Raw genomic sequence first — 11,900 nt, 5'->3', positions numbered from 1 at the left:
CGAGAATGCGCCTACCGGCAGGAGTCAGACGCGCGTTACGGTGGGACATGAAGACCTCTTAGATTCAGTTGGCAGTTGTGGTAAACCACCAACCTTAGAGGTCTTCACCCTTTCACCGTGTAACCAACGTCCTGTCGCAGTACAGCTAGTCGGTCCCGCCCGGATGCCCTCTGGACGCGGGCACATACCGCGTCAATGCTCCCTGTTTGGATGTAGCGCGACTCGGCCGGCGGTCACTGCGCCTCTGCATCGCCAACCTGCCTGAGCAAACTGACTGCAACGGGAGTGCCTAATTGTTCGCTATTCGTATCCATCGGAGCGTCATTACTGCATCCGCGTCGCCGCGTAGCCGGCGTTCGGTCGTTTCACGTGAAACAGCGCAACTCTGCCATTACCCACCTCTCCGCGGCACGTCTCTTTGTCCGGTGGCAGCTCCTGTCGACCCTTGATGCGATCCGCCTGGTGATGAGTGTCCGTCTCCATTTGCACCGCGTGGCACTGCAGTTCGCTTAGACATATGACCCGTACCAAGTGGATCAGTACCACATATGGTCTTTTACCATTTGGATTGATACCTCCGCACAGCAGAATCCGCCATTCTCAGCCTGATATGACTCCGCTTAGAAGATGTTCTCGTTTGCGTGTCACTCACTGGCGGTGGTACCGCGCTCCTTTCGTGGTCCCAGTGCCAGCGTGTTCATCCAGCTAATGACAGGTCGGTCTGTCGTACACGTTCCATTCGCCAAACCGTGGTGTCTGCTTGGAGGCGCGTCGACGCCTGAAGTGGCATCGGAGGCGTTTCACGTGAAACAGGGCGGCTCTGTGGCCACCCGCTCACCACAACACCCACACACTCATAATCCTTCGATTTCCGATCCGGTTCGAAGGCCGCAAAATCTTTCAAGCTGCATCATCTCCTCGTCCTGAACAAGAAGCGAGCAAGATGCACTGCCACTCTTCTACGTAGCGAAGTAGTACCTATTCCGGTCCTTTCTCCCCTGCCAGGTGAAGCACGCTCTGGCCAGTCTGATCCAGCCCTGTCCAGGCAAAGACTCTTCGCGTCCGGGGGTAGAGTCAGTCCTGCAGTTGATCGGAACATGCCCTCGCCTGAACCGGGCCGCTTTTTCAGATCCAGGTCTAGGCCCCCCGTGGAACGAGCTGTTCGGTGTCCCTCGGTCCAGCAGTCCTGTTTCACGTGAAACAGGCCTTCTCGACTCGTTTCACCAAGAATATTTCCAGGCTGGCTGTTCCAAAGTGCACTCAGTTCGAGGAATGTCATTCGTCGCTATGGAGCTATGGAGGCCTGCCGGCCCGATATGTCACAGCGCCATACTGCTTCATCGAGGCAGACACTGAGAACTCGGCCTCTGATGCCCAGGTGGAGCGCCGTCATTCAGGCATAGTTTCACGTGAAACATCTGGTAGATATCGGATGGACGATCGATACCTTGATCAATACCGGCGAAGGAATGAGGTACTACCCATTCGGCGCTTTGAGCTTCTTGCTGTTTCTGGTTGTCCCCCGGAGCGTCCTCCAGCTTAGCGGTAGGCTGAAAGCTTCTGGACACTGCAAGGCCATAACCGTCCGTTTTGCCAGAGCTCGGTGCGCTGAACATGTCAGGCTCGCACGTGGGGCACTACCGCAGAGCACCGGTCCTCGATGAGTGCGTGAGAAGGTCATGCATGAACATGGTCACAAGTAACGATGTTCGATGGTGCCATCAAATTCAACTGGGCACCCGCAAGCTGGACCATAGAAGACGCCATGGAGGCGCCTTCATTGCTTATTTCGGTATGTTCCACGTGAAACACTCCAGCCGACATCCCCAGTTCGAGTTCATGGGCTCTACTACTTGAAATCAACACTCACGTTTTGGCGCTCGTCCACTCGCAGTTTTCTCCTCATGAGCCGCGAGACCTTGCGTGAGCACTCGTCGAGCAACAGTCCACACCCCACACGGGGACCACAAACAAGCACTGCGAGCGGCCTTTGACCATTCGCGCAGCGTCGAGGTCTGGCAGCAGGCAGGACTTGCCCACGCCAGTCAACCGGTCATCAGAGTTTCACGTGAAACACCGGCGATCGCCGCCGGGCAAGCATCGGCCCAGAGGCAGCCACATACGGTCTGCTGACGGAAACACTCTTCCGCTCGCACGTCAAATGCAGCAACTTATAGGTGAGGCCAGAAGCTTTGCAGCGGATATATCAGCCGGCACCAGCAGCTCGGCCTCGCTTCCCATCGAATGCTTATCCTGACACTGCCATAACTGTTTGAGCCGCCTGCCTAGTGACGTCACGCGGTTCCCAAACTCGTTCCAGTGTATTCAGGATTCTACGGCGCCTGAGACGTCGGTCGGGGCTACACGCGCAACGGGCCGGCATCCATATCCCTGGACTCACAGCCGTCTGGAACGCCGAGTCGCAGCCATACGTCGCCGTATACTCGGGTGCTGCACACGTACGAACCGGCGCCTATCCACCTTCCCTTTTTTCGGGTGGGAAGGAGCGCCACGTGATTCACTCGAATCGCACAATTTGAGTGTCAACAACAAGAGGACCCGTCCGCACTGGACGGGTCCTCCGTTTCACGTGAAACATGCGGCTATGGGGCCGCGGGGTTCAAGACATCCATGATGCGGTTCAAATCATCTACGCTCGCGAACTCGATGCTAACTCGTCCCTTCTTGGCACCTAGGGTGATCTTCACGCTGGTATCCAGGCGATCAGAGAGCGAGTTTGCAAGGTAATCAAGACGCTCATGACGAGCACCCTCGCGGGGTTTTCCTTCCCGTTTCGGCCGCCGTAAGCCATCGCTTAGGGAGACGATCTCCTCTGTTGCACGGACGGACAGACCCTCCGCAACAATACGCTGAGCCAACTTTTCCATTTCTGCAGGATCCGTCAGAGCCAGGAGGGCGCGCGCGTGGCCCGCACTGAGGACACCGGCCGCTACGCGTCGCTGGACGAGTGGAGGCAGTTTCATCAACCGCAAAGTGTTGGAGACCTGAGGCCGGGAACGGCCGATACGGTCCGCCAGTTCGTCGTGTGTGCAGCCGAAATCGTCGAGCAACTGTTGGTAAGCCGCGGCCTCTTCCAGCGGATTGAGTTGGCTTCTGTGCAGGTTCTCGAGCAGTGCGTCCCGCAGAAGATCGTCATCTGCCGTCGACCTAATGATGGCGGGAATAGTCTCTAGACCCGCGGCCTTGGTGGCCCGCCAGCGGCGCTCACCCATCACCAGCTCGTACTGGGCCTCGACGTCGTCAGCCGGACGGACAACAATCGGCTGCAGGACACCGATCTCACGGATCGAGTGGACCAGTTCGGCCATGTCTTCTTCATCGAAAACGGTGCGTGGCTGTTTACGGTTCGGCTGAATTGCCGAGACCAGAACCTCGGCAAACGTTGCCCCAGGGACTTCGACTAGTTCCGGTCCTTCTGTTTCACGTGAAACTTCCGCGCCGGTAGGCAGCTCCTGCTCTTCGCTCGCATCATCAGCCTGCTTATTTTCCAGGGAGTTGGACTTGTGAGAATCCGTCGAAGGAAGTGGGCCTCCCTTGAGTGGAGAAGGTGTTGAGGGCTCGCTCTTGGCCGTCCTCTTCGCCGCCGGCTTCTTGGTTCCGCTCGGCGTCGTTCTCCGCGGCGCCCGCAAGACCTCGGCCACCTGGGCAGCGCTCGAGCCGGAAACTGTCTCCGAATCAGTAGTGGTGAGGATCGCCGCGTCGGCGTCCTCCCGCCTTGAGGACGCTGGGAAGAAAACGTCTACAGGTCGCTGGGTTCGTTTCTTGGCTTGGGACCCTTGCCCCTCGGCTGATTCCGGAATTTCGCTCACGGGGGTGCTGGGAATCAGTGCGCCCAAGCCTCGCCCTAAGCCACGGCGTTTTTCACTCATTTGGACCCTCTTCCGTCATGCGCCGAGCTGTCGCGCACTACCTCGTTTAAGGCGTAATTCTACCGTTACAGATCGAATTCTCAGTTACTGCCGCGCTCAGCGATTTCAGCTGCTGCCTCTTGATACGACAGGGCTCCACTGGAGGATGGGTCATATGTGATAACCGTCTGCTGATAGCTCGGGGCTTCGGAGATGCGGACGGATCGGGGAACGACTGCGCTGAGAACCTCGTTGGGGAAATGTTCCCTGACCTCGGCTGCTACCTGGGCGGCAAGGTTCGTCCGGCCGTCGTACATGGTCAGCAGGATGGTGGATACGACCAAGCCAGCATTGAGATGTTTCTGAATCATCTCAATGTTCTTCAGAAGCTGACTCAACCCTTCCAGTGCGTAGTACTCACATTGAATGGGGATGAGGACCTCTTGGGCCGCAACAAACGCGTTGACGGTCAGGAGCCCAAGGCTGGGTGGGCAGTCGATAAAAACGTAGTCCAGCCGGGGCAATCCGGCTGACTCTCGCTCCTGTGCGTAGACTTCGATGGCACGTCGTAGGCGCTGTTCTCGCGCCACCAGCGAAACGAGTTCGATCTCCGCGCCGGCCAGGTGGATGGTCGCGGGTGCAACAATCAAGTGGTTGATATCCGGGCATTGAGCAATCACTTCGCCCAACGGCATGTCGTTGATGAGGACGTCGTAGATGCTGTCGACTTCCGCATGATGCTCGACACCGAGAGCCGTCGACGCGTTCCCTTGGGGGTCGATGTCGATGACAAGAACGTTCAGCCCAGCGATAGCCAGAGCAGCCGCGATATTGACCGTTGTAGTGGTCTTACCTACGCCGCCCTTCTGATTACTTACCGTCAAGACCCTGGTCTGAGTCGGACGAGGAAGTTCTTTGGACTTCAATCGTTCACGCCTGCGGTTTTCGCTCGCCAATTCGTGAGCGAGAGGTGTGCTTTCGTCGATCGAATCCATAACGTTTGGAACCGTAGCCTCTATCTTGACGTCGGAATTGGCCAGTTCGGCCTCATAAGCGCGGGTGGTTTCACGTGAAACAAGAGCGGTTACCGAACCCGTGACAACCAGATCAGGTTGATGGTGCACGTCAGGAGAAGCTGACCCATCGGCATTGGCCCCGGTCACTCCCGAAACCATATCGCTCATCGCCATTTTCGATTTGCCCGCTTTCACTTTCCCGGCACCGACCCCTCCTAGCCTATCGTTGCGCGGCCGGAATCAAGGGCGATCCGGGGGCGTGTGGACCAACAGGTTACGGGGCAACGAGGATTCTGACGACCGTCGTCGGCTCTTCCAAGAGTCCATCACCGACGGTCAGGATCTCTGTTTCGCGACCGCCCAACTTACGGATGACTTTCTTGGCCTTTTCTACTTCTTCGGCGGCGCTGCGCCCCTTGATGGCGAGCATCTCACCACTACCGTGGAGCAGTGGGATGGACAGCCGAGCCAGCTTGTCCAAAGCAGATACTGCCCGGGAAGTCACAACGTCCGCCGTGACTTCGTCCGCCGCGAGCTCTGCCCGTGTACGTACTACGGTGACGTTGTCGAGCCCCAGGTCGTCGACAACTTCATTGAGCCAGACTACCCGCCGCTCCAACGGCTCGATCAGCGTCAAGTGTAGGTCCGGTCGGGCCAGCGCCAAGGTCAGGCCCGGCAGGCCGGCACCGCTACCGACATCGGCGACCGCGGCGTCGGGGCCTATCAGGTTCGCTACAACGGCGCAGTTCAGCACATGCCGGTTCCACAACCGCGGGACCTCACGTGGTCCCAGCAGTCCCCGTTCGATGCCTGACGTGGCCAAATGAGCGACATACCGCTCGGCCAGATCCATTCGTTCGCCAAAAACAGCTTGAGCAGCCTTCGACTCGGCCACCGTCATCTCAACTATGGACATACCTATGCCCTACCAAACCCGCCAGTAAACAAGGTCAGGACTCCACCGAAACCACAATGTGGCGGTTGGAACCCTCGCCCTCCGATTCGCTGACCAGCCCGAGGTCGGCAATGGCGTCGTGGACGATTTTGCGCTCGTACGCGCTCATCGGCTCCAGCGCCACATCGTGCCCGGTCTCCTTGGCCTCGGCGACCGCATCCTCTGCGATCTTGAGCAGTTCCTTGCTGCGGCCTTCACGGTAGCCGGTAATGTCCAGCACCAACCGCGAGCGGCTGCCCGTTGAGGTCAGAACCGACAACCGGGCCAGTTCCTGCAAGGCTTCGAGCACTTCCCCGTCGGTCCCTACGAGCGACTTGAGGGCGTCATTGTCCTCGTCTTCGGACACGATGGAAATGTACGTGCGACCGTTGCGTACCTCAATATCGATGTCTCCATCGATATCAGCGATGTCGAGAAGTTCCTCAAGGTAGTCCGCAGCTACATCTCCCTCTTCATCCAGGCGCTTGGCAGAGTTCGAAACGGCTACTTCCTCCTGCTCGTCTGCCGCAGCTGCTTCGCCGGAAAGTTCTTCAGTCACTTCGGATACGCTTTCGCTGCTCATTTTCTCTTCCTGTTCTTACGCTGTGGCTGATTGCGCTGGCCCTTCGGTTCCCCGGGGGCCTCGACAGCAGGCTCCTCTGTCTTACGCTCGCCCAGCAGGGGAACCATCGGCAAGCCCTTCTTGGCGCGCCGATCTGCCAGTTCGCGGGCGGCCTGCGAACCAGGTGTGGGCATGCGCCGGATGACAAAGAACTGCTGAGCCATGGTCCAGATGTTGGTAGTGGTCCAGTAGATCAGCACGCCGATGGGGAAGTTGATGCCGCCGATACCGAAGACGAGCGGCAGGATGTACAGCATCATCTGCTGCTGCTTCATGAACGGGGACTGCATGGCTTCGGCAGACATGTTCTTGGCCATGATCTGCTTTTGCGTGATGAACTGCGATGCCGTCATCGCCAGGATCATGATGATCGACAGGACGACGACCGAGACCTGGCTGGTGCCCGGGGCATCAGCCCCGCCGTGCAGAAGCGACGCCGATAGCGGGGCGCCGAGAATCGAAGATGCATCGAACTGCCGGATGAGTTCGGGAGAAAGCGCACCAATACCTTCGTTGTTCGCGCTGGCGTGGGAGGCGGTGCTGAGCACCCGGAACAGTGCGAAGAAAAATGGCATTTGGACCAGCATGGGCAAGCACGCGGAGAACGGGTTGGTCCCGTGCTTTTTGTACAGAGCCATCTGCTCCTGCGTCATCGCCTGCCGCGAAAGCTGATCGGTCTTTCCCTTGTACTTCTGCTGCAGCTTGCGCAGGTCAGGCTGCAGGGCCTGCATTCCGCGCTGGGCCTTGATCTGCTTCACGAAGACCGGAATAAGGGCGGCCCGGATCACCAGTACGAGCCCAATGATCGAAAAGGTCCATGTCCAGCCGTTGGCCGGATCCAACCCCAACCAGGACAGGCCGGCGTGGAATGCCCACAGGATCCACGACACTACCCAAGTGAAAGGCAGCAGGATCGTGCTCAGGAAGTCCATTGTCTATTTACTCCTCAAGCCGCTTCGCGGCCTTCATCGTCGGCCGGAATGACTGGGTGATTGAGTTCGATTATCCGGGGGATTCTCGCAGGGTTTTCCTGCAGCCACAGGTCAAAGGCGGGAGACGCCGGAACATGGTCTACGCCACCGGGATTCCAGGGATGGCATCGGCATAACCGTCGCGCGGCCAGCCAGCTGCCCTTGGCGGCACCATGAACGGTCACAGCCTCAAGGGCATAAGCAGAACAGGACGGGAAAAAGCGGCACACTTGGCCGTACAGCGGCGAAATGGTCTTGCGGTAGACCGCCAGAGCGCCAATCAATCCGGCCTGCGGGATCGTCTGGATCCTCTTCGCGGCGATGGGGCGGGAGGGAGCCTGTAGGCGCTGGGCAGTGGAACTCATGCCGCTCATCCCTTCTCCTCGGGCGCAACGCGCGCGGGCGCGGTGTGCGTTGCAGTCAACTTGATCACGGCTGTTTTGAACGCCTTCCGGTAATCATGTTCCAACGCGTCGAAGTCCGCACTGGGCGCTGCCGGAAGAGCGCGCACGACAACTGCGAGTCCTTGGGCGTACTGGCTGTCCCTTAGACTAGCCGCTGCGAGTTCCCGCAGTCTCCTCTTAACGCGGTTGCGGATGACGGCGTTCCCCACAGCCTTCGAGACAATGAAGCCGAAAGCTGTCGGTTGGTCCGGATTAACCGCTGCCGCATATAACACCAAGTTCCGGCGCCCTGATCGGACGCCGGAACGTACAGTTGTTGAGAAGTCCGCCGATGCGCGAATCCTGTGCTGGCTGGAAAGCATGGCGCTACGCAGCCGGCCGAAACGCGTTGCTGCGGGAACGGACCCTCACAGCCGAATCGACAAACTGGCTATTTAGGCCGACAGTTCGGTACGGCCCTTGCTGCGGCGTGCAGCCAGGATGGCGCGGCCGGCGCGAGTGCGCATGCGAAGGCGGAAGCCGTGCTTCTTGGCACGACGGCGGTTATTCGGCTGAAAAGTCCGCTTGCTCACGGTGGTTACTCCAAGACGATCGACAGATGCGGTTGGACCCGTTGCAACAGGGGGAAGAACAGGTCGACGCTCTAATATAGGGGCCCACTCCGGATCCAAGACGCTGGGCGTGCAGGGATACCAAAGTAGACATGAAGGACTAGTCAACGTTAGGCGATGGCAGTAAGAACCGTCAAACCCGCGGCGCCGACGCCCGGGCGTTTCCGTGGATAACACCTGTGGACAACTCTAGCTCGAACGCGGTTCGCACCGTTCCAAGGACTGGGGGCAAGGCATCCACAGCCCCCTGCATCCCGGCTGTTATCAAGCAGAATCATGCTCTACGCTTGCAGGAGCCCCTTATCCACTGTCTGTGAATAAGTCTGTGGATTTCGGGCGCGCTGTCGGCAGAGGCCGAAGCAAGTTGAGCTTCTGAGGGGTATCTAGGTGGACACGGACCAAATTAATGACGTCGGAAGTTCTTGGCGCAAAGTGGTCCGCACGCTGGAACAGGACGATCGGGTCTCGCCGAGGCAGCGCGGTTTCATCGTTTTGGCCCAGGCGAAAGGGCTGATCGGTACAACGTTGCTGGTTGCCCTCCCTAACGAACTGACCCGCGAAGTCTTCCAGTCGCAGCAGCTCAAGGATCCGCTGCACGACGCGCTGTTCGAAGTTTTCAAGGACGACATCCTGTGCGCTTTCAGCGTCGACACTGATCTGGCCCCGCACACGGAGCCGGAACCCGAACAAGAGCCTCGGCCGGCTCCATCGGTGGTGCGGAACGAGGCACCGCCTCAGCCGCCCAAGGAGAGCGCCTCCCAGGAACTGGGGCGCCTCAACCCCAAGTACATTTTCGATACCTTCGTCATTGGCTCATCCAACCGCTTTGCACACGCGGCTGCGGTAGCGGTGGCCGAAGCGCCGGCCAAGGCATACAACCCGCTGTTCATTTACGGCGACTCCGGGCTTGGAAAAACCCACCTGCTTCACGCCATCGGCCACTACGCCCGCCATCTCTATAACGGCATCCGTGTCCGCTACGTCAATTCCGAGGAATTCACCAACGACTTCATCAACTCCATCCGCGACGATGAAGGCGCCAGCTTCAAGCAGTTGTACCGCAACGTCGATATCCTGCTGATCGATGACATCCAGTTCCTGGCCAACAAGGATGCGACGCAGGAAGAGTTCTTCCATACGTTCAATGCTCTGCACAACCACAGCAAGCAAGTAGTGATCACTTCGGACCTGCCGCCGAAACAGCTCTCCGGGTTCGAAGAACGGATGCGGTCGCGCTTCGAATGGGGGCTGCTGACGGACATTCAGCCGCCGGAGCTGGAGACCCGTATCGCGATTCTGCGTAAGAAGGCCATCAGCGAGGGGCTCTCAGTACCCGACGAGGTCCTCGAATACATCGCCTCCAAGATCTCCACCAACATCCGCGAGCTTGAAGGCGCCCTCATCCGCGTCACCGCTTTCGCCAGCCTGAACCAACAGGCAGTAGACATGGGTCTTGCCGAGATAGTCCTCAAAGACCTCATCACCGACGAGGGCGCACAGGAAATCACATCGGCCACGATCCTTGGCCAGACTGCTGCTTACTTCAAGCTCAGCATGGAGGAGCTGACCAGTAAGTCCCGTACCCGGACGCTGGTGACGGCCCGCCAGATCGCCATGTACCTGTGCCGCGAGCTGACCGATATGTCCTTGCCGAAAATCGGCCAGGAGCTTGGCGGACGCGACCACACCACGGTCATCCACGCCGACCGGAAGATCCGTGAACTGATGGCCGAACGCCGCGCCATCTACAACCAGGTAACCGAGCTGACCAACCGCATTAAGCAGCAGCAGCGCGAAAGTTAGCCTCGCCGGCGGCTTCTGGCCCTGAACTACACCGGTGAAATTAACAGGTGTGGATAAGGCTGTGGATAGTTAAGTGGACAACCCCGGTGCTTAAGAGGACAACTGCCGGGGTGCCTGTGGACACGCGAAATCACAAGGATTTTCCTCCACAGCGGCCCAACACCAACTGCGAACACCCTGCACATCTTGTGAACAGGCAACTTCCGCGCAACGGCAAGCGACGCCGAGGTTTTCCACAGTATCCACAGCCGTTATTAACACTACGAATCCCATTATTTGAAGTTCTTTCAAATAACATTTGACCCTGTCCCGGTTTCCCGACACCCTGCAGAACAGCTCATCCGAACCTCCAGCTGCTGCCGGTGCGCATTGACCGTTGCTGCGGCTAAGCTTGCACAGAGAATTGTTGCCATCTGCTTCAGCCCGGTGCCGTAATCCAAACGTTTGCACACCAGGCCAGACGCAGGCGGCCTTCCCCAGCATGTTCGTTGTGAAAGGCGGCTTACTTCAGTGAAGTTCAGAGTTGATCGGGATGTTCTGGCGGAAGCCGTGACATGGACAGCCCGTTCCCTGTCACCTCGTCCGCCGGTACCCGTTTTGTCGGGGCTGCTCATTCGTGCTGAAGGCGGCATGGTGAGCCTCGCCAGTTTCGATTACGAGATCTCGGCACGTCTTCAGATTCCGGCGGATGTCAGTGCTGAGGGAACCATCCTGGTATCCGGACGCCTCCTGGCCGATATCTGCCGCAGCCTGCCCTCCGCCCCGGTCGACATCGAAACCGATGGCTCAAAGGTCGCGTTGACGTGCCGCAACAGCCGGTTCAACCTGGCCACCATGCCCGAGGGCGATTATCCGGAACTCCCGGCCTTGCCTGATGTCAGCGGAGTCGTGGACGGGGAGGCTTTCGCCCAAGCCGTCAGCCAGGTGATCATTGCCGCGAGCCGTGACGACACCCTGCCCATCCTGACCGGTGTCCGGATGGAAATCGAAGGCGATCAGATCACCTTGCTGTCCACCGATCGCTACCGGCTGGCCCTTCGCGAACTCAACTGGCGCCCAACCACCCCGGGTATTTCCACCAGCGCGTTGGTCAAAGCCAAAACGCTGAGTGAGGTTGCCAAGACGCTCGGCGGCTCCGGCGATCTCAACATTGCCCTGTCCGACAACAGCGAACTGATCGGCTTCGAAAGCGGCGGCCGCCGGACCACGTCGCTGCTGGTGGACGGTGACTATCCCAAGATCCGTTCGTTGTTCCCGGACAACACTCCGATCCACGCAACGGTGGAGACCACCACCCTGATCGAAGCCGTCCGCCGCGTTTCGCTGGTGGCCGAGCGCAACACCCCGGTCCGTTTGGCCTTCACTGACGGTCTCTTGACGTTGGACGCGGGAACCGGCGAAGACGCCCAGGCCTCCGAGGCGATCGAGGCTGCGCTGACGGGCGACGAGATCACCGTCGCCTTCAACCCGCACTACCTGTCCGAAGGTCTCAGCGCGTTCGACAGCAAATATGTCCGGTTTTCCTTCACCACGCCGCCGAAGCCAGCAGTCATCTCCGCCCAAGACGACCTCGAGGGCGAAGACAAGGAAGATTACCGCTACCTGCTGATGCCGGTGAGGTTGCCCAACCAGTAACCGGAACCCCAACCGCCCATTGACGAGAGGAAAGA

The 11,900-nt window shown here is 59.0% G+C and carries 10 protein-coding genes; 2 read left to right on the top strand and 8 right to left on the bottom strand.

Annotated features, from left to right (window positions below):
• Window positions 1-2,603 precede the first annotated feature (2,603 nt).
• The 8 genes from AB0N75_RS15870 to rpmH form a co-directional block, all read right to left on the bottom strand.
• Window positions 2,604-3,890 (bottom strand): ParB/RepB/Spo0J family partition protein, encoded by a 1,287-nt coding sequence (locus AB0N75_RS15870; protein ID WP_364651839.1) that lies wholly within the window; start codon window positions 3,888-3,890, stop codon window positions 2,604-2,606.
• 80 nt (window positions 3,891-3,970) lie between these two features.
• Entirely contained in the window at window positions 3,971-5,053 is a 1,083-nt protein-coding gene (locus AB0N75_RS15865) for a ParA family protein (RefSeq protein ID WP_364651837.1), read from the bottom strand.
• Between the two features lie 106 nt (window positions 5,054-5,159).
• On the bottom strand, window positions 5,160-5,795 hold the full coding sequence (gene rsmG / locus AB0N75_RS15860; protein ID WP_364651849.1) for a 16S rRNA (guanine(527)-N(7))-methyltransferase RsmG: 636 nt from the start codon (window positions 5,793-5,795) through the stop codon (window positions 5,160-5,162).
• Window positions 5,796-5,835: 40 nt separating this feature from the next.
• A complete protein-coding gene (locus AB0N75_RS15855) occupies window positions 5,836-6,402 on the bottom strand; it encodes a R3H domain-containing nucleic acid-binding protein (RefSeq protein WP_364651835.1) in 567 nt (188 codons plus the stop codon).
• A complete protein-coding gene (yidC, locus tag AB0N75_RS15850) occupies window positions 6,399-7,373 on the bottom strand; it encodes a membrane protein insertase YidC (protein ID WP_364651833.1) in 975 nt (324 codons plus the stop codon). Before yidC ends, AB0N75_RS15855 begins: the two co-directional genes overlap by 4 nt.
• Window positions 7,374-7,387: 14 nt before the next feature.
• Window positions 7,388-7,777 (bottom strand): membrane protein insertion efficiency factor YidD, encoded by a 390-nt coding sequence (gene yidD, locus AB0N75_RS15845; RefSeq protein WP_364651847.1) that lies wholly within the window; start codon window positions 7,775-7,777, stop codon window positions 7,388-7,390.
• 5 nt (window positions 7,778-7,782) lie between these two features.
• Window positions 7,783-8,178 (bottom strand): ribonuclease P protein component, encoded by a 396-nt coding sequence (gene rnpA / locus AB0N75_RS15840; protein ID WP_364651831.1) that lies wholly within the window; start codon window positions 8,176-8,178, stop codon window positions 7,783-7,785.
• Between the two features lie 72 nt (window positions 8,179-8,250).
• Window positions 8,251-8,388 carry a 50S ribosomal protein L34 gene (rpmH, locus tag AB0N75_RS15835; protein ID WP_127513203.1) on the bottom strand — a complete coding sequence of 46 codons (138 nt, stop codon included), beginning with the start codon at window positions 8,386-8,388 and terminating at the stop codon, window positions 8,251-8,253.
• A 426-nt stretch (window positions 8,389-8,814) separates the two neighbouring features.
• Here rpmH and dnaA point away from each other — a divergent pair, with 426 nt between their 5' ends.
• Window positions 8,815-10,230, top strand: a complete 1,416-nt coding sequence (dnaA, locus tag AB0N75_RS15830) for a chromosomal replication initiator protein DnaA (protein WP_364651829.1) — start codon at window positions 8,815-8,817, stop codon at window positions 10,228-10,230.
• Window positions 10,231-10,740: 510 nt separating this feature from the next.
• The gene (gene dnaN / locus AB0N75_RS15825; RefSeq protein WP_364651827.1) at window positions 10,741-11,865 is read left to right on the top strand and encodes a DNA polymerase III subunit beta; all 1,125 of its coding nucleotides are present in this window, start codon (window positions 10,741-10,743) and stop codon (window positions 11,863-11,865) included.
• Window positions 11,866-11,900: the final 35 nt, after the last annotated feature.

Origin of the sequence: Arthrobacter sp. NPDC089319 (assembly GCF_040684925.1) — a bacterium.
GTDB lineage: Bacteria > Actinomycetota > Actinomycetes > Actinomycetales > Micrococcaceae > Crystallibacter.
The sequence above is the reverse complement of the archived record's forward strand: the minus strand, read 5'-3'. Positions and strand labels throughout refer to the sequence as shown.